Source organism: Deltaproteobacteria bacterium (assembly GCA_016930875.1).
Classification (GTDB): Bacteria; Desulfobacterota; Desulfobacteria; order Desulfobacterales.
Map to the genome: position 1 here is coordinate 1 of JAFGFW010000014.1, position 19,426 is coordinate 19,426.

Genomic DNA, 19,426 nt, shown 5'->3' on the forward strand with positions numbered 1-19,426 from the left:
AAGAACGACTCGAGAACATTTGCGGCATAACGTACCCGCAAATATTTGTAAAAAAACTCTTGACTTTTACCGGAACAACTAAAATGCCTAAAATTCAAAGACATACAATAAGTTCAGCTCTCGGTCGAAAATCATTGTTACTTGTTGCCAATTGACGTGAATATGGCAAGCAATTCACTACACTCTTCGTATTCAGGTTTCACCTTCTTCCACGATAGCCATTCCATCTCTACAATTACTTCTAACCAATATTGTGTTTCACTGGCTTCGCTCTCACAAATCTTGATCTTATTCTTGAAATCGGCTTTGCTTCTGGACCGATTTGCTTCTCGGTAATTCGCCCCAATAGAAGTTCCAGCCTTTGTGATTTGATTCCTTACCACTCTGCCCTCGGCAGTGTTGGGTAAACTTGTCGACAATCGAATTATTCGCACAGCAAATTCTCGAGTTCACTTTTCAAGTTCTTTAGCAAATTCTTTACGATTCACATATTGGTCCCACCAATAATTTTAGGCACTTTAGCTCATTTTAGGCATTTCCAACTTCAGGCATTTCTTTAATGGCATGCCCCGCAATCCCCCTCCTTAAACGGCGGATGCATAACCTTGTGCATTAGACTTTCATTCTCAGCGCTGTGTGTTTCATGACAGCCGACACAGTTGGCGCCTCCCAAGGAGATCTCGCGGTGGGCATCCGCCATGGCCTGATCCTTGAGATTATGACAAGCATTGCAAAGGCCCACCCCTGTCCGTGCAAGCAGGCCTTCAATATTGGCATAGTGTGGCACGTGGCATTTCAGGCACATGCCCTGTTTTGCCGGCGCGTGCTGGAATTTGTCCACATCCAGATGAGACGCCAGATCCGGGTGACACGACAAACAAAGGCTTCCCAGAGGCCGGTTCAACCGCCCTTTTATCTTGCTCCCATGGGGATTGTGACATGCCGAGCACGCTCCCTCTTTAAGAGGTGTGTGGATATGCTCGCTTTTTGCAGATGATGCCCGGATCTTGCCGTGGCACGGATAACAATTGTCTGCCCCTGTCTCAATCAACTGATAGTCATTATCGCTCGCGTGCTCGTCATGGCACGTGAAACACCGCCCTTTCGTAAAGGACTCATGGACGGTCCCGCCGGCAACTTCATCCAGCATGCCTTGATGGCAGTTAAAACAGATGCTGTTTTTGCGTTTAATCAGAAGCTTCCCGTAGGTCGTTGAATGGGGGCTGTGGCAGACCACACAACGTCCGATACGAATCGGGGTGTGAACATTCACGCGATCAAAAAGCATCTTCTCTTTCTGATGGCACGTATAACACTGCTCTGCCTCAGCAAGTTTGAGTTCGAACTTGTGACTGGATGCATGAGGATCGTGGCAGGTTATACACACGCCCTTTTCAACCGGGCTGTGAACATTTGATTGCGTAAAATCATCCTTCTTGTGACATTGGTAGCAAAGGCTCTTGCCGGTCTCTTTCAATTCGTACTTATTGTTTGATGCATGGGGATCATGACAAGCCGTGCAATGTCCCTCCTGAATGGGCCTGTGAACGTGGGGCTTCTCAAAAAACGACTCTTTCTCATTGTGGCAGGAATAGCAGAGCTTTCCGTCGGGAAGAAGGGTCTGGTCATTGTGATCTGTGGCATGGGGGCTGTGGCACGAAAGGCAATCGCCCTTGTTTACCGGCTGATGGACATGGTTCTTCATGAAGACTGTCTTGCTTTTTCCGTGGCAACCATAGCAGAGTATTGCCCCCTCTTCCTTTACGTCCAGGGGCCGGGCAGATTCCGGCCGGTTATGGCACGCGGCGCACCGGTTTTGATCAAGGGGCGAATGAACGGATTCTCGAAGCAATCTCGTATTGGAAGAAGAATGAGGCGCATGACACGACACACATGAATCCCCTGCCGGCCTGTACCCGGAATGGCCCTTGATGAACTTTGAATTCTCGAAATCGTGACACTTCCGGCAAACACCGGCCTTTGACTCAAAAAGCAACTCCTCATGCTCAGAGCCATGAGGGTCATGGCAAGTCAAACACCCTCTGCCGGATAAAGGCTCATGTTGCATAGGCCTGGAAAAGGTGTCTTTCTTGTGGCAGACAAAACAAAGATCGTTTCCCTTTTCCTTTAACAGGTTCTTGTTCGCCGACGAATGGGGATTATGACAGCTTGTGCATTCTTCGTTCTTGGCAGGGCCGTGCACATGCTTTCTGAGGGCAAAGGTCTTGCTCCCCTTGTGACAACCGTAACATAGCTTCTTTTTGCTCACCTTCAGATAGGCGCCGCCGATCACACCGTGGGGCCGGTGACACGATTCGCACTGATCCTTGTCTACCGGCCCATGAACGACTGAGACCTTCTTGAACTCCTCGGCCTTATCCTGATGGCACTCCACGCATTTTTTCCTCACAAACCCCCTGGGCACCCTTTTCTCGCAAGAAACAGCACAACAAAGGATGATTGCGATCACTAACAGAAAAAAAATGGCTGGTTTTGTCAGTCTCATAGGCTAGCCTTGACTACGTTTGCCTTCAGTTTCCCTGGGTAGATCTTTCCATATTTCGTAAGTAGGAGTAAAGGTGTTCTCGAATTTCTGGTTAACCACAGAGACACGGAGAGCACTGAGTTAATTCTCTCTTTGCCCGATCGGGAGACGACGATCGTGCAAAACACCACTGCCCTCCGGGCATGCCTTGAGACTCCCAGACTGAAAATAAGTACCTGGAGGCTAATTGGCTAACCGCTTTATCCCTTCCCTTAATACAGAAACGTTGAAATTGATCAGAAGGCCTAACTTGATGCCCGTCAACTTTAGATAGGTCAATAGCTGAGCCTCATGAATCGGCAGCAGACCTTCACATGCTTTCAATTCAACAATTAATCTGTCCGCGACCACAATATCCAATCGATAGCCGCTATCGAGCTTAACCCCCTTATACTCAACTGGCAAACCCTTTTGCCTTTCATATGGAATCCTTCTCAACCCCAGTTCCCTGGACAGACAATCTTCATAAACAGACTCCAATAACCCAGGTCCAAGGGCCTTGTGTACCTCAATGGCAGCGCCAATGACTTCGCCAGTGAGGTTATTTATGTCCACGGCGTTATACATTTTGTCTGCCGGTCCCTTCCGCTGTTTACAGAGGTATTCTTTTCCTTGGCCATCGTCTCCCGGCCAGGGAAAAACTCTTGTCCTCCGTGTCCTCTGTGACTCTGTGGCTCATTCTCCCTGTCATTGATGCCAGTATTTTTCCTCTATCCCCTTGAGGGCCTTCTTGTGGATCTTGATCTTGGAGGCCTTGCGCAATCTGGACAAATACTCAGATAGCTTCTTCTCAAACTTCTCCCGCCCCACAATCCTTTTCAATCTTTCAAGCACCCTGGAAAACTCTATGGGCTCCCCGCCCCTTTTGCCTTTCAACTTGATGATTTTGTGTTGCCTTCCATCGGCAATAAGATCACTGAACTCACCGACCTTGAGTTGGCTAAGCGCATCTCTCACAGCAGGAGAAAAGCTCTCAGCACGAACCCACGCCATGCCTCTCTTTGCCGAAGAGCCCTCTGACACAAGAGTAGCCAGAAATTCAAAATCGGCGCCCTGCCTGAGCTCCTCAAGGATCTTTTCCCCCTCTTTGCGGTCCCCAAAGCGCATCTCGCGTAACCATACTTCATACCCCTTTTTGAACTCGTCTATATGTTGGTTATAATACTGTGTCAACTCCTTTTCCGTGGGAATGGCCAAGGGATAGACCAACTTTGCCTTGAACTCATTTACCAGAAGGGCCTCTTTGCGTTTTTCGACCGTATCGGCAAAGCCCGGAGCATTCATGTAATTACGGCTTAAGGCCTCCTGCTCGATCAATTTGTAAGTGATCAGGCGATCCAGGACCTTTGATTTGAGGTCTTTTCGTTTTTTCTCCGTCTGCCCATTGTCCTTTGACCTGCGAAACATTCCGGCCTGTCTTTGAACCGCCTGTTTCATATCATGGACGAAATCACCAATAGGAATCGGCTCGCCATTCACGTGCGCAATTGTCGGCTTTGTCCCTGTATAATCCTTTTCCGAATCGAGAAGCTCAACCAACTCCTCGTCAATCCGTATATCGGCGTCCTCTCGTAACCTGGCAATAAAACCATCGGACAATTCCTTTTGCTTTTCCTTTCTGAGTTTTTTCTCAATACGCCTTCTTAACCGCTGAGATATTTCTTCCTGGGCCTGGCTCTGCTTCTCATGATGCCTCTTGAAATAGTCAAGGATCTCTTCTTCGCTTACGTTGACCTTATCAAGAACCTCTTCCCTCCTTAACTCCAGAATCGATTGTGTTGCCAGAAAAGATTTCACTCTCTTTTCGAAACCAGGGTCCCTGTCGAGTCCCACGCCGCGGGCCTCCTGGATCATGAGACGCTCATCGATCAACTCTTGAAGAAGATCCGAAATATCGACCCCGCCTGCCCCTCCTTCAGGGCGGGCTCCAGGCTTGTACCGGTGAATCGCCTTGATCCTCTCTTGAAGGAGACCTTCGTCAATGGCTTCACCGTTTACTTCTGCGAGGACCACTTTCTTGCCGGAAGAAGCACAAAGGGACTCCACTCCATGAAGAAAAAACAAATAGAATATGAAGAAAGCAAATAGAAAGGATTTTTTCATAATGATAAACGATAGATGATAAATGCTACGGCATTGCATCAATCATCTCCCCAACCACCTTCCTGGTTAATTCGCCTGCTGACCTTATCTTGCCGAAATCAAGTACCTTTATGTAGTCGTCACCTGTTCTTCTCTGTTGGGCCATAAACAGGATCTTCCCGGTTCTCGTATCGACCAACCTTGAACTAATGCAAACAAGGGGCACAACCGCTCTTCTTCCTTCTTCGGCGCCGATGTATTCATCCACTTGACCCAGGACCACGGCATCCACACCCAGTCGTTGGCCCATTAGCTTTATAGTATCAAGATCTACGCCCGTCCTCACAATGATCCTCTCCGTCACAAGGAAGCTCTTGATGTTGCCAGGAAATTCCACCTGAAACGTTCTCGTATCAACAAGCCCTGCGATAAACGCCCCTGTTACGATTTTGCTCGCCTCGGCAACCTGTGTGTTGTTATAGAAAGGAAAAACCGCAACCTTCCTGATCTGCGATTGGTCAAAGTCTTTTCTCACGTATGCATTAGGTCCCAAGCCGGAACACCCCGAAAGAAAAAGCGAAAACGAGCAAAGAACAAAAGAAAGAAAAAAACAACTTCGTGCTTTCGTGGTTACAGAAGTCATTGTCATATCCTGAATTTCTTCATTTCCGCCTGAAGGTTCGCACTGGCACGATTTACCTTCTCCAGGGTTCTCTCAGTATCTTCGGCAGAGCCTTCTTCAAGAAGTTTGCCTATCTCTTCCGCCGTATCATTGATTCTTCTGACCTGATCCCTCAAGTCGGCCACCATCACGTTGATGGCATTTGCCAGGTCAGGCACCTCGCTGCCTTTTCGAAGCTTTATGACCTTTTTCAAATCCCCGTTGCCGATGTCAACGAGATCCTTTTCTATCCGGTGCAGCGGCCCTGCAAAGGCGTGTGGGAAGAAAAGGGCCACAACAACCCCCAAGATCAAGCTCGAAAAAAAACCACATACAAGCACGGGCAAGAGAAAGTCCAGGAAGTTCTTCGCCTTAACGTGAAACAAACGGTAGGAAATCCCGACGTTTATGTTGCTGTAAAAATAAAATACCGCCCCCGCAAGAACCAGAGAGAGAAAAACAATCCCCCAAACCTTGAACAACATACGCAACTGGAGTTGTTTTTTTATGGAGTAATTGAAAAACCTTTTCCGCTTATAACTTCTCTCGGTTGACATAGTACCTCCGTTTCTTTTCTGACACTCAATACCCCTCGTGGCAGGAGATGCAAATATCTCTTGTGATTTCTTTTCGGGCAAAATACCGCTTGCTCCCGCCATGAGGAAAGTGGCAGGTCACACAGGTAAGAACGCCGCCTTCCAATGTGGGTAAATCATCAGGGACCTTTGTTTTCTCGCTTGCTCCTATTCCCACAGGGTGAGATATCCCCAGATCTTCAGGAGGATGACACTCATATTGATAGCATGCATCAATGGTCAAGGCCTTGCTATTTTTTTCACGCACTTCCGGGTGGTCATCTTCAGAGCTCGTCACTGCCCGTAACTGCGGCTCTTCTTCCGGTGACGGTTCCTCCACCTTGAGGTATTCAACGCTTACACTTGAAGGCTTCGTGGTTTCAAGATACAGGCCAAGATCGGAATTCAACAAAAATGTCTCTACCCTGTTTACGGCCAAGCCCAAGCCCCTGTTGTCCGCTTGATCTGCCCCTTTCTTCTCAATATCGAACGGCAGAGGCTGTGTCTGGGCCGTGTTGAAAGCCAAGTCCTCAGAAACGGCTTCATTGCCAAAAATGTCCCGACTCACAGCACAAAAGTGGTATTGCCTTCCTCCTTCCAGTTCATAGATGTTCACGCTATGCTGCCTGACCAGCGCGTTATCTTCCGGGGTGCGCGGGCCATACGGGGCTGAGAATCCGTATTCCACACAGGAAGTCGATGGCTCGTCGGTCTCCCACGTTATGGTAGTTTCAAGGAATACACCCTTTACGACAGGACCCACCTCGACTCCGGATATCTTGGGCGGCTTCTTGTCGTCCCTTCTAATGTCCTGAACATTTTCCGGCACGACCCCCTTGAATTCCTTTCTCACCTTGTTTCCGGACATGTCTTGAAGGGCAATAGTGATATCGTACGTTGCTCGGTAAGCAAGACCCCTGAGCAAGATTGTATGTTCGGCAAGATACTCAGGATAGCTCAAAACGACAGGCTGCAATATCTCCCTGCTCAATGTACTACTATCAACGCTAACAATGCTCCCTTCCAAATGACATTTTTCGCATTGTTTGTCTGCAAACGAGGGATGCTGGTAAAAATTGGAAAGGCCTTTTTCGTAAACATCTTGATGGCAGGACACACAGGCGCTTTCAACTTCATCATTCTCAGAAAGGGCCAACGACCAAAGGAGCACAACCAGCGCAAGGCCTAATAAGACCAAACATTTTTTCTGATCTATCCGATCAAAAATCCTCAATCCAAATCTCCCTTTTTTCCTCAACCGGCTTTGATTCAATCCTTTCAGGCTCAAGCCGTTTCAAGGGTTGGTTTTCCACCCGCAACCGGTTGCCTGCAACATCACTTACTTCAAGGGAATAGCTAAGAAAATCATCTCCCTCTTGTTTCAGCCCTTTTTTGCTTTTTTTTTTACTTTAGCGGCCAATGTTCCTGGAATATCCCCTTCCCCTTCAAACCTTGCTGCCTCAGATCCTGTTCTATCGTAAACAATGAGCTCCCAGTATGCTATCTCGCTTCTGTCATTGGCCTTCAGGGCCAGGGTCATGCCTTCTTCACTTTCCTCGGCAACGGCAACAGCGACTTTGGGCGCTGTCGCATCCACCACGACCTTCTCTTTTAACGTAGAAGTCGTGTTGCCGGCCTCATCCTCTACAATCAAGCGACAAAAATAGATCCCGTCTTGAACGGCCTTATAGTCATTATCCACACCCCTCCACACAAAACCCTCAGGCAACGCGCCCATGCCATCCTCTGACCGAACAACCCGGCCGTCTTCATTGCTAATCTCGACCTTCCAGGTCCTTAAAGTAATTGCTTTAAGGACTTCAGGAATGAACAGAACATGGTCATTGATGTCGTCATTGTTAGGAGAAATAAGCCTTCGCCGCGGAGAAAGGGTAATTTCCGGCGGGCTGTTGTGAACACTTACGCTCGCCATAGCATCTACGTTGAACATCCTGTTCCATCGATCAGATATATAAATCCTGAGAGGATAAACTCCTTCCACCGAGGGCGCAGTCATGGCTCCGGAGTACCATCTTCCATCCCTGGTCTTTAGCTCAATCTCACTATCGAGGACAAAGGCCTTAATATCTCGCACCTTTCCCGTAATCTCCTTCACCTCCAGAGACAGCCGGGCCGTTTCACCACCTCTCAATACACTAGGGGAAAAGCTTGCATGTATGATCTCAAAGGGCGAGACTGATGAGCTATCCAGGTTCACAGTACCGGGCAAACCTTTCAGGAGTTCTTCTAAGACGACCTCTACAAGTTTCTCTAAAGAAGTTAGCTTTCCCAGCCCGAGAAACGTGGCATAGTCGGCTCCCGTGCGTGAAACACTATTGGCCCAGATGACAGAAGCATCAACACAATCGATCATCTGTGCGTTCATGCAGATCTGGGGGTTTTCGCCACCTGTAATGAGGTCCACAGATCCAATCAACAAGGCGTCCACCTTCAAGACCGTGCCCATCGCCCTGATGGCCGGACGGTCCAGAAAATCCGTCCTGCGAATCCTTCTTTTGACAAGAAAATCTTCCAGGACATCCTGAGAAATGACGTTGAAATTATGCTTTCTCAGGTCTTCGGTTACAACGCTGGTAACATCAATAGAGAGGTCTTCTACGGTAAATGTCCCAAAAGGCATCACGGCCACGGTCTTTATCTTTACTCCTTTTCCTGCGCCAAAGACCTGGCCCAACAGCCCAAGGAGCAAAACCAAGAAAACTACAATGGATGCACGGCCTTTCACAAGAACATCACCTCAAGTGGCAAGACACATAGAATATCGACCCGCCTGCCGGACGGGCAGGAATCCGAATCGTGATCGTCCCCAGAGTACATTTACCCCCCAAAAAGAGTATCCAACATCTCTTCCACCAGTTCCCTGGAGAGATCACTCGGGCTTTTTTTGCCAACCCCAAACAGCCGGTCCAGAACTGTCGACCCTTTCAGGCTCTGCGTTGCCTCCCACAGGATCTTATAAGACTTCACATCTATGAGTTTTATAGAAAGAGAAACCTCAGGATAGGAACTTCCACCTGTGCGAGAGACCCCGTATTCTTCTACCGATCCCACGATGAAAGCCTGCACGTTCAGCCGCTTTCCGGCCCTTTCCGCAGTGTTCTTGCTTATCACTCCTTCTTCTTCCCTGAAACCTTCCTCTCTCAAAACCTTGGTCACCTCTCCGAATTCAACCACGTCAAATACGCCCCGTCTCAAGACCTCGGCAGCCACCACGTTCATCACCTTGCCTTCTGCGCCTCTTTCCTGTGTAAGGTTTTTAAATGGCACGATGGCTACCGTGGTAACGTACGTCAGATCTGCCGTAGGATGCACATAGCTCATAGGGCCGCCACAGCCTGCAAGAAAGACCAGGGATACAAGGACAACCAATGTGAGTTTCAAATTTTTCATTTGCCTTCCTTTCAACGATATTTGGGTTCCCCGTTTATTCATCTAAAACCTGGCGGAAAGATCCGAGGTAATGGTTTGGGTTTCAGTAGTCGTACTTGTTTCTTGCCGACTCCAGTCATAACCGAATCTGAGGGTCAGAACCCGGCTCAAATTCCACGAAAGGTCAGAGTAGTATGTCAAGCTGTCCGTGTCATTCTTGTCTACAGTATAGCCCATATCAAGCTGCATCTTCTCAGTCATCAACCAGCTCATATTGTACTGCTGCTGAGTGGTCTCCTCCCCTGATATTTCGTTCCTGTCAATGCTGTAAGATCCCCTGAAATAAAATTCGTGGGATGGCCGCCAGTACAAAGTAGTCTTGGCATAGGAAGTGCGTCCGGTTGTATCACCGCTGGGCTGTTCTGTATCTGTCCAATTCCAATTATACTCGATTTCGGCTGTCAACATTCGGGTAAGCTCAAGCCGCAGATTCGAATCAAGAGACTTCGTGGTGGTTTCGGATTGACTCGCCAGGTTTTCAGTGCGGTTGATGTTTGCATCCACATCAAGATCAGCCCCTTCCCGGAGCTTTGCGGTTATCTGAAAGAGCCCGGAAGAACTCCTTGACCGGGTCTCTGATTCTTCCTTTGAAACCGTATGGTTGAAGGAAAGATCCGTGTCAAGGGTCTCAAGAGGGGAGGAAAGAAAATGGAGTAGATACGTGTCAGTTGTCGTGTCATCTGCCTCTGAGTCGTTTTCCCATCGCCTTCTATACTGTGCCCAGGCAGTCAGATATTTATGAAGCTCCCTCTCTACGCGCCCGCTCACGTTATGAGTATCGCGCGTGGTTTTTTGGTCGTCAGGCTCGGTCTTCTGGTCGTCCTGAGTGAAATCGTAAGTGAAGGAAAGCCAGTCCGTTGGCTTATAACCGACACTGGCCTGAATGGTTTCCGTGGTACGCTCGGTTTTGGTGGTGGTATAAGCAGCGTAGGTCGTCACTTTGTACGCCTCGATTTCCGTCACATCAAGGGTATTCAAGTCTTGTGCCGTGTTTACTATCTTGAAGTAACGAGCCTTCCTCTCTGCAAATGAAATCTCAAATCGATTTTCGTCCGTGTCATAATCAAACGTGGCCGAGATGCTTATCCGGTTCCAATCACTGTTGTCACTACTAGTGTATACATCCCACCTGAAACTGTTCTTGTTGAAGGTGGGACCCGGCGCGGTGGTGTAAAGGAAAATCTTCTCCACGTCGGCAGCCAGATTCAGATCTAATCCTATGTTCTGATCCAGGTTACTACTCACCCCGCCAATGGTTATGCCTGCACTTGTCGTTTTGTCGCCATTAACAAGGGCAGGGACGGAAGGGAGAGTGATGGAAGTCTGAGTATCCGGCGGCGTGGGGGCAAGAGAATGCAAGCCGTCATAAGCTCTTTGTATTTCTTCAACGCTGACATCCTGCCCCTTTGTCTCAGTCTCCGTCTTTCTGTTCGTAATCGAATAACTCCCCGAAGATGTGATCTTGTTGTCTAAGAACGACTTCCTGAAATTGACTCTCCCCTCGTGACTGTCGGTCTCCTGGGTGCTGTCAGTCACATAGTTATCCGTCGTGTTGTCTCTGTACTCATAGTTGAAATTGAGAAATTGGAACGTATAGTCCGCACTTCCTGAAAAATTGGTCGTCTTGCTGTCTGTCACATGCACGGGCAAATAATCATAGTCCTTGTCTTCGTTGTAACGAAGCCGCACCTTGGGGTATTTCTCGGACTTCGTTGAAATATTGGCGTTCCACGATTCCGTGGTATACCGGTCTTCATCTGAGACCATGGTCAGGATATCAAGTCCCCTCTCATTGATGCGATAACCCGTGTTGGCGTCAAAATATTCGTTCGTCACATCGAGCCTCAGATCCGGCGACAGACGCGTTGTTTTTTCGTCATTTGACTCGGTCACATTTACGTCGAGGTCGGCAGTAAAGCCCACTTTGGGCGTCAAGGCCTTGCTCACCCCGAGGTTATATACCTGGGTAAACTGCCAGGAACTGGTCTTCTCCCCTCCAGCCTCAGTGTCTGTTGAAGTGTGAGTCAGGTGGGCCGAGCCATGGATGTCATCCTCGGCACGCAACTCATGCAAAGGGAGCAATACAATGAACAGAAGAAGAACCACGACAACACGAAAGTACGAAGGCACGAAAAAAGAAAATTTCGTGTTTTCGTGCTTTCGTGGTTTTTTCATATTTCCTGTCAGAAGAAAAACGAACTCTAAAAGTAACGGACTAATCCTTCACTCCTCTATCACCGCAATCCCGCATGGTTTCCTCCCCACCTCAATCACCGCTTTCACTTTTTTTGTTGCAAGGTCAACAACAGACACATCCTCTGAAAGCCTGTTGACCACATAGAGCTTTCTTCTTGGGGTGTCCATGGCCATGTGCGAAGGGAGGTCCCCCACTGACACGTTTTTTGTGACCATGTCCATGGATGTGTACATGAAGACAACCTCGTTGTTGTTCGCAATGGACACGTAAACCCACCCGGACAGGCCCGATTGCACCCTCAGCGGCCTTTGGCCTACCGGTATCGTCTTTGTCACTGAGTAGGAGCCAATCTGTATCACGGAAACAGTGTTGGAGCCTGAATTGGCCACATAAAGCTTGTCGTCCTGGACTGCCAAACCAGTAGGATTCAAATCAACCGTTACGGTATGCTCCACAGCGTTTGAAGCCGCATCGATGATCGATATTGAGTTATCCGCATTGTTCGCCACATAGACCTTGCCTCTGTCTTGGTCATATGTAATGCCAACAGGGCGGCGACCCACAGTTATTCGTTCAGTCACCATCTCAGAGGCCGTATCTATTACCGAAACATTGTCTGAATCCGGGTTCGTGGCGTAAAGCCATCTGCCGTCTCCGGACAAGGCAAGATCGTCGGGACTGTAACCGAAATTGCCGATCGTATTGGTCATCCTGTTTGCGTCCGTGTCAATGACTGAAATGTTGTTGGAACCTGAATTAGCAACATAGACCTTGGTCCTGTCCGGGCTTGTCACTATTCCCACAGGCTGCTGCCCGACTGCTATGGCCCCGACCACGATGTCCCGTTGCCTGTCTATCACCGTAACCGAATCAGACTCCGAGTTTGTCACATAGAGCAATATCTTCTTTATTTCCATACCCTGCTTCCGAATAGCCATCTTCGGCGCAAAAAGGTATTTGTTAAAAACAGACTCCTCCACATTCCAATCAACAAAAAGCGCTAGGCTTTCACGTCGAAAAACTACAAATTCTATGTCCAAAAAATGCTCCCCATCAGGTTCAGGCAAAGCAAGCGAAAAGGTCTTGGCGCCCCTTTTCACCTTTGCCTCAGACATCTTCCATTTCATGCGTTCATACTTGCCGGCAGGAAGATAGAACTCGGCCAACTTGATCTGCCTATCCGAAACTTCACCAGAATCAATACGACGTTCCAGAGCCACGTCGATCCACTCACCATTGTTGTTCATGAAGCTAACGCCGGAAATGGCAAAGGTAATGTCAGCGGCCGGTTTCTGCGGACAGGAAAGGTAGAGAAAAACCTGCCCCTCATCGGCCCGAGGTCTTTTGAGATGTTGTTCAAAGGCGCATGATGTGATGGAGGCTACTGCGAGGATTGTCACTATGAGAAAAACAGCCATTCTTTGCATCGTCATCACCGTTTTCGTGTCCGTGTTGCGTATCCGTGTCCGGACACGGCATTTACTTCACACTCAGCACCTGCACTCTGTTGTTGAAGGTATCTGCAACCAGAACGTTTCCAGACGTGTCTACTGCGATATCGCTTGGGTACTGAAACCAGCCTCTCCCCCAACCTTTGCCGCCAAATTCAAACAGAAAACGGCCATTATCGGAATACGTCGTCGCCGTGTGGCGCATATAATCAATCACGTAAACCCTTTTATTCAGGCTGTCCACCCCCAGCCCCCGCGGACGGCTTAACTTGCCGGAGCTTCCTCCTTTTTTCCCGAACTTAAACAAGAAATTCTCGTTCTCGTCATAGACATAGATACGTCCCATGTCCTCGCTCAAAAGGTATATCTTGCCGGCATGGTCTATTTCCACATCACATATGGTGGCCTTTTCTTCTTCGCCCTTCCCAAGGATGTCGGTTGGACTCAAAAGGTGAGAGAACGCGCCGTCTTTCTTCAGAACTACTATACCGGGATAGCCGCTGCCGGCCACGTAGAGCGCGCCTCGCTTGTTGATGGCAACATTCTTTGGCCCAAAGCTATCTGCGCCTTCAAACCCAGAAAAAAAGAGATCCTTTTTCCACTTTAACGATGGACTAAATACAGATATCCTGGCCGTTGGATGTTTCCGACCCGGCGACTGGGCAACATAGAGATACCCCTCCGGATCTACTGCCAGGCCAACGGGGGCCTCGATTCCATCTGATTTGCCAATAGACAGCAACGGATAGAAATCCTGCGTATACACCAATATTCTGCTGTGCCCGGAATCCGTGACATAGATCTCTCTCTTCACTGAATCGACAAACAGTTTCGAGGGATAAGACAACCTTGTTCCCTGGTAATCTTCCCGGATGACACGGAGGCTGGTAATTTTTTTTGGACGGATTTTTTCCTCTGAAGAGGCTACGGGCACAGGCTCACTGGGGCTGCCGGCCCCTTGTTGGGCAAAAAGACACTGGACATGACCCGCCAGGCTCAAAAAAGCGGTAACAACCGCAGCAATGATTGATAGACTTATAACCCGTTTTTTGCTACACTGCCAATAGCTTAAGAATCTGCACATTTCTTGCAAGCCATGAGACAAGGGCCTTCGGTTATGTTCCCGCCCCCTCCCTCCAGGGGAGAGTTTACGGATGGGCACAGATGAAATCGGAAAAAGAACCATCAATGGATGGAAAGTAGTCTAACTTATACGTTTTTTGCCAAAAAAATCAAGTCATAAAATCGCTTTCGCGATTTCATACAACGATGATCATGTATTCACTTAAGGTCAACGAAATATGCAAATACTATTCCACAACGTTGCTATTTAGGGATATCTCCTTTGAGTTGCGTCCTGGAGAAGTACTGGCCATTACCGGCTGGAACGGATCGGGCAAGAGCACGCTGCTGCGCATCATTGCAGGTCTTGTAAGGCCCTCAGCAGGGCAGGTTGAAATGCATGTAAAAGACGAGGCCATACCGAAGGAATCAAGGCGGAGATTTATCGGCATGGTGGCGCCTGCGCTGTCCCTGTATGATGAGTTGACAGCCCTTGAGAACATGGAGTTTTTCTGCAAAGTGAGAGGCGTTTCCTGCCACCGCCAAGACTGTCTTGATATGATGGATCGGGTCGGACTGACCGAACACGCCCACAAAATGTGCAGAAACTTCTCCTCAGGCATGAAGCAGCGCCTGAAACTTGTTCAGGCCCTCATCCATAATCCCCCTTTGTTGCTGCTGGACGAACCCGGATGCAACCTTGACAGCAAAGGGATAAGAATCGTCGAGGAGATCACCCTTAACCAACGTCAGTTCGGCATGACTGTGATCGCATCCAATGAAAAGCGGGAGGTGGACTACGCAGACAGGATCATCAACCTATCTGAATGAAGCTATAGCCATCTGGGCACGTGACCTGCGAAGCGAATTCAGGACGCGCTATGCGGTCAACGCCATCCTGATGTTTGCTCTAACGACCCTGATAGCCGTGAGCTTCTCAATAGGCTCTTTCCGTATCGGAGAAGCTGAAAAGCCCTTCTTGTACGCAGTGCTACTGTGGATTATCCTGGTTTTCTCAGCGCTCTCCGGCCTTTCTCGCTCCTTTGTTAAAGAAGAGGAAGCCGGAACCATGGACGTGTTGAGACTCTCTGCCCGTCCCCAGGCCGTGTTTTTGGGAAAACTGTTTTTCAACTTGACGCTTCTTGGAGCCCTGGGAATAATCATTGTGCCTTCGTTTATTCTCTTGATGAAATACCAGATAGAGCTTCCGGGCTTCTTTGCGGCCATGGTTATCAGCGCGGGCTTAGGTTTAGGTGCGGGCACAACCATCGTGGCGGCCATGATAGCCCAGGCAAGCGCCCGTGGCGCACTGTTTTCCGCCCTGTCTTTTCCTCTGCTTCTGCCCCTCATGATTACTGCCATCAAAGGATGTGAAAGGGCGGCCGTCGGCATGAACACGGCAGGCTGGCCCGAGGTGAGGATCGCAGTTGCGTATGTGGTTATAATGATTATTATGTCATTGTTCTTGTTTCCGTTGATATGGGAAGAATAAAAAAATGCCTTGTGGCTTGCCTTCGGCGTCTCATTCTTGAAAGACCCGGCCAAAACCAAATTTGGCAATCACAGTTGATACCTTTCTTCGAAACGGGATTCCAGAATGACAGAATGCATCAATTTTAGGCATTTTAGCTCATTTTAGGCATTTTTCCTGTGCTATGAAACATACGATAGGCTTTGAAATAGATTCAAATTGACGGACCAAGACCTTAATCAATTGTTGTTTGGATTATGATTTACAAAATCCTATTGGCCATCTGGATGGCTGTTATCATTGTGGCTGCCTTCTTTTTCACAGAAGCAGCTACCGGCTTCCCCGGACAGACGTCCCGCATCTTGTTTTTTCATGTCCCCCAGGCATGGGTGGCCACGCTCTCATTTTTGTTGTCCATGATAGCAAGCGCCATGTACCTGGCCAAACGCAATGTCAGGGCAGACTTCCTGGCCCTGTCCGCCGCAGAGTTGGGATTCCTGTTCTGCATACTCGCCACGGTGACTGGCTCCATATTTGCCAAAGCCACCTGGGGCTCATTTTGGAACTGGGACCCACGTGAAACGAGCATCGTCATACTACTTATGATTTACGGGGCCTATTTTGCGCTCCGTTCTGCCGTGGCTGATCCGGAGAAAAGGCGTGTGTTTGCCGGTGTGTATTCAATACTTGCCTTTGTTACGGTCCCCTTTCTGGTCTTTGTTGTTCCGCGGATCACAGCCTCACTCCATCCGGAAAATACAATGAACCCCGCAAGTCCCGGCATGGATCCCAAAACCTTAACAGTGTTTCTAGGCTCGTTATTTGCATACACGGGATTGTTTGTATGGATGCTCCGATTGAAGATGAGGATACTGAAAATTGAAGAATCGCGAATTCGGGAATTACGAATTGAGCAATTAAGGAAACACGGAGAGGGGCGATGAAAGAAGGTCTCGGTTTTGTCATGGGGGTTAATCTGATTATATGGTGTGGCATAGCCTTTTACCTCTTCATCCTGGATCGAAAGATAAAGAGACTGGAACAGGCGCCCAGAGATAGACAAATCAATGACAAATAAGGAATCTAAACAGTTGCAACAGGATTTAGGCGATTATCAGGTACGTATGCGCAGGTAATTTCCCGTCGCGGATTGCGTTTTCTGCCTTTCTTTTGGAAAGGCGGAAACCTAAAAAAATCCCTCAAATCCTGTCGATCCTGTTTAACAAACCGGCGAAGGCGAATAAATATGAATGAGCTGTAAAACATGCCAAAGAAATCTTACATCATCGGTGGAGTTATCATCGTACTGGCCATGGCCATGGCCATGTATTCCTTTAAATCAACCTTGACCCCCTATGTGACCGTTGGCGAAGCCAAGGCAAGCAAGCGCCCGGTGCAGGTGGCAGGTATTGCGGTCAAGGGGACTGAAAGGTATGACTTGAAGACGAACAACTTTCTTTTTACGCTCCGCGAAGATGGCGGAGCTCAGATGCTGGTCGAATATGACGGGCCAAGGCCTGGAAATTTTGATGATGCAACCAAGGTCGTGGCCATTGGCAAATACGAACCAACGAAGCAGGTCTTTACGGCCAAAGAACTCTTGGTCAAATGTCCAACGAAATACGAAGGGCGAGTTAAAGGGGAATGAGTAATTTGGGTCAAGTTACGATGTGGTTGGGACTTATTGCAATTGGCATATCATCGGTATGCTACGCGGTTGTGGTTTCCGGAAAAGACAGTGAAGTAGCCAAAAATGCAGCAAGGCTAAGTTTCGTCGCCTTTTCCGTTTTTGTGACCATCGCATCCATGCTTTTGATGCATTTCATACTCAACCATGAGTTTGTGTACAGTTATGTGGCTAGATATTCGTCCCGTGATCTTTCTTTGGAATATTTGGTCAGCTCTTTCTGGGCAGGGCAGGAGGGTAGTTTCCTCCTATGGGTGCTGCTTGGGGCCTGGTTGGGTATATTTCTTATGTTTAGGGCCAGAAACATGGAACCCCATGTCATGCTCATCTACAACCTGAACAACGTCTTCCTGATGATTCTCTTGATCAAGCAAAGCCCATTTCATATGCTCCCCCTTCCTCCTCCTGACGGCAACGGACTCAACATGCTCTTACAGGATCCCTGGATGGTTATCCATCCGCCCATAGTATTTCTGGGTTACGCTGCCTTTACTATACCCTTTGCCTATGCCGTGTCTGCCCTGTGGCGAAGAGAATATGATGCTTGGATCAAGCCTGCCTTACCCTGGACGGCTTTTGCCTTCGTTAGCCTGGGCGCCGGCATCATCATCGGCGGATACTGGTCCTATAAGGTGCTGGGATGGGGTGGCTATTGGGGTTGGGATCCGGTGGAAAATGCCTCTCTGTTACCGTGGCTGGCGGGCATGGCATTGATGCATGGCATGATTTTGCAGAAGACGCGAGGCAAATTGCGAAAAACAAACTTTATGTTGGCCGCCTTCTCGTTTCTTCTGGTTATCTACTGTACGTTTCTCACCAGATCCGGCGTCCTGGCTGATTTTTCCGTTCATTCTTTCGTAGATCTTGGCATCACCGGCTGGCTGGTCATCTTCATGTTCGCCTTTATCGCCATTTCCATTTTTCTTTTCGTGACCAGGGCCAAGGAGATCCCCGTATCCAAAAAGGGGGAAAACCCGAGCTACTTCTCAAGAGAATTCGGCCTTATTGCCGCCATGATCCTCCTTTGTCTCTCTACCCTTGTAACCGGCCTGGGCACGTCCGCGCCTCTCATAACCAGAATGCTCGAACAGGCATCAAAGGTGTCAACAGAGTTTTACGTAAATACGAATCTGCCGCTGGCGCTTTTTATGTTACTCCTTTTGAGCTTTGTCCCATTGATGGCCTGGGGTAAAAACAGCTTTTCAAAAGTCGGCGCCAAGGCAAAGTGGGCTGGAGCGGGGGCTGTAGTCGCCTTGGTAATCACACTGCTAAACGGTTATCCAGACATGGAAGCGCCGCTTCTTTCACTGGGTGTATTACTCCTTTCAATACTTGGCGGCGCAGTAACAGGCATGAATCTTTTGCTGGCCACAAAACTCATCAGAAAAAAAATCACCATTTCAAGCGGCGCTATTGCCCATCTTGGGGTAGGCTTGATGTTTCTCGGTATTGTGGCCTCGTCTGCCTATGACAGGTCGGAAAAGCTGCTACTACCACAGGACACGGTCAAAAGCGTCCTTGGCTATGAGATTATGCTCAATGGTCCCCAATTCTCAAGAGAAGGCAAAGGGATGCGCCTCCACTTTCCTTTAGATATCAAAAGAAGGGAATCTCAGTTTACTGCCAAACCTGACATCTATTCTGAGCGAGGGCGAGGCGGCAAAATGCAACGTTTTACCCATCCCCATATCCGCAAGGGACTCATGTCCGACCTATATATTTCACCACTGGACTTTGAACCTGGTCAAGAGAAGGGTTCAGGAAATTCCCTCGATCTAAAAAGGGGAAACAAAATCGCCTTTCATGACTACGAACTTGAATTTACGGGTTTTGATGTGTCAGGCATGATGGGACAGGACGCCCGGAATATGACAGTGGGAGCAAATATTGTTGCTTCCTACAAAGGCGACGACCGCGCAACCTTGAAACCGGTCATAACCATGAGCAAGAAACATGGCCCATCTAGCCCATCCAGCCGTGTAAAACTGCCGGGACCGGATGATGCATATCTGACCCTTGAAAGAATAGACGCAGGCGCCAAGACTATAGGCCTTGTTTACGAAGGCCCCGGATCTGCCTCGGAAAAAAGCGCTGAGAAGAGCCCCCCCGCCGTCATTGCAGAGGTTAGCATCAAACCCGGCATGACCGTCCTGTGGCTTGGGACTTTCCTGATCCTTGTGGGAGGCAGCATTGCAGTTGTTCGCCGCTGGCCGAAGTAACCTCAAAAACCTATCAACGACGTTCT

Annotated in this window: 18 protein-coding genes; 6 read left to right on the top strand and 12 right to left on the bottom strand. The window is 48.7% G+C overall.

The genetic code is table 11. From position 1 onward, the window contains the following. Positions 1-137 precede the first annotated feature (137 nt). From JW883_01050 to JW883_01105, 12 genes are all read right to left on the bottom strand, one after another. The gene (locus tag JW883_01050) at positions 138-419 is read right to left on the bottom strand and encodes a four helix bundle protein (protein ID MBN1840856.1); all 282 of its coding nucleotides are present in this window, start codon (positions 417-419) and stop codon (positions 138-140) included. Between the two features lie 137 nt (positions 420-556). Beyond that, positions 557-2,506, bottom strand: coding sequence for a hypothetical protein (locus tag JW883_01055; protein MBN1840857.1), 1,950 nt, complete (start codon positions 2,504-2,506; stop codon positions 557-559). A 222-nt stretch (positions 2,507-2,728) separates the two neighbouring features. Continuing rightward, positions 2,729-3,112 (bottom strand): GxxExxY protein, encoded by a 384-nt coding sequence (locus JW883_01060; protein MBN1840858.1) that lies wholly within the window; start codon positions 3,110-3,112, stop codon positions 2,729-2,731. A 120-nt stretch (positions 3,113-3,232) separates the two neighbouring features. Further along, positions 3,233-4,687, bottom strand: a complete 1,455-nt coding sequence (locus JW883_01065; protein ID MBN1840859.1) for a peptidyl-prolyl cis-trans isomerase — start codon at positions 4,685-4,687, stop codon at positions 3,233-3,235. Continuing rightward, complete coding sequence (locus JW883_01070; protein MBN1840860.1) at positions 4,674-5,180, bottom strand: hypothetical protein; 507 nt, start codon at positions 5,178-5,180, stop codon at positions 4,674-4,676. The genes JW883_01065 and JW883_01070 overlap by 14 nt, the downstream gene beginning before the upstream one ends. Before the next feature lie 92 nt (positions 5,181-5,272). Next, entirely contained in the window at positions 5,273-5,845 is a 573-nt protein-coding gene (locus JW883_01075; GenBank protein ID MBN1840861.1) for a methyl-accepting chemotaxis protein, read from the bottom strand. 25 nt (positions 5,846-5,870) lie between these two features. After that, positions 5,871-7,097: a hypothetical protein gene (locus JW883_01080; GenBank protein MBN1840862.1), complete on the bottom strand. Its 1,227-nt coding sequence runs from the start codon at positions 7,095-7,097 to the stop codon at positions 5,871-5,873. 147 nt (positions 7,098-7,244) lie between these two features. Continuing rightward, entirely contained in the window at positions 7,245-8,609 is a 1,365-nt protein-coding gene (locus JW883_01085) for a hypothetical protein (protein MBN1840863.1), read from the bottom strand. A gap of 92 nt (positions 8,610-8,701) precedes the next feature. Continuing rightward, entirely contained in the window at positions 8,702-9,274 is a 573-nt protein-coding gene (locus JW883_01090; protein ID MBN1840864.1) for a hypothetical protein, read from the bottom strand. A gap of 42 nt (positions 9,275-9,316) precedes the next feature. After that, positions 9,317-11,488 (bottom strand): hypothetical protein, encoded by a 2,172-nt coding sequence (locus JW883_01095; protein MBN1840865.1) that lies wholly within the window; start codon positions 11,486-11,488, stop codon positions 9,317-9,319. A gap of 48 nt (positions 11,489-11,536) precedes the next feature. Then, entirely contained in the window at positions 11,537-12,943 is a 1,407-nt protein-coding gene (locus JW883_01100) for a YncE family protein (protein MBN1840866.1), read from the bottom strand. Positions 12,944-12,989: 46 nt separating this feature from the next. Next, positions 12,990-14,045 (bottom strand): NHL repeat-containing protein, encoded by a 1,056-nt coding sequence (locus JW883_01105; protein MBN1840867.1) that lies wholly within the window; start codon positions 14,043-14,045, stop codon positions 12,990-12,992. Positions 14,046-14,236: 191 nt separating this feature from the next. Here JW883_01105 and ccmA point away from each other — a divergent pair, with 191 nt between their 5' ends. The 6 genes from ccmA to ccsA (JW883_01135) all read left to right on the top strand — a co-directional run bounded on the left by ccmA (position 14,237) and on the right by ccsA (JW883_01135) (position 19,400). Next, complete coding sequence (gene ccmA / locus JW883_01110; protein ID MBN1840868.1) at positions 14,237-14,854, top strand: heme ABC exporter ATP-binding protein CcmA; 618 nt, start codon at positions 14,237-14,239, stop codon at positions 14,852-14,854. Then, positions 14,802-15,515 carry a heme exporter protein CcmB gene (locus tag JW883_01115; protein ID MBN1840869.1) on the top strand — a complete coding sequence of 238 codons (714 nt, stop codon included), beginning with the start codon at positions 14,802-14,804 and terminating at the stop codon, positions 15,513-15,515. The genes ccmA and JW883_01115 overlap by 53 nt, the downstream gene beginning before the upstream one ends. Positions 15,516-15,751: 236 nt before the next feature. Further along, positions 15,752-16,438 carry a cytochrome c biogenesis protein CcsA gene (gene ccsA / locus JW883_01120; GenBank protein MBN1840870.1) on the top strand — a complete coding sequence of 229 codons (687 nt, stop codon included), beginning with the start codon at positions 15,752-15,754 and terminating at the stop codon, positions 16,436-16,438. Further along, complete coding sequence (locus JW883_01125) at positions 16,435-16,572, top strand: CcmD family protein (GenBank protein ID MBN1840871.1); 138 nt, start codon at positions 16,435-16,437, stop codon at positions 16,570-16,572. Before ccsA (JW883_01120) ends, JW883_01125 begins: the two co-directional genes overlap by 4 nt. Before the next feature lie 186 nt (positions 16,573-16,758). Next, positions 16,759-17,142: a cytochrome c maturation protein CcmE gene (locus JW883_01130; protein MBN1840872.1), complete on the top strand. Its 384-nt coding sequence runs from the start codon at positions 16,759-16,761 to the stop codon at positions 17,140-17,142. After that, positions 17,139-19,400 (top strand): cytochrome c biogenesis protein CcsA, encoded by a 2,262-nt coding sequence (ccsA, locus tag JW883_01135; GenBank protein ID MBN1840873.1) that lies wholly within the window; start codon positions 17,139-17,141, stop codon positions 19,398-19,400. Before JW883_01130 ends, ccsA (JW883_01135) begins: the two co-directional genes overlap by 4 nt. The last annotated feature ends 26 nt before the right edge of the window (positions 19,401-19,426 follow it).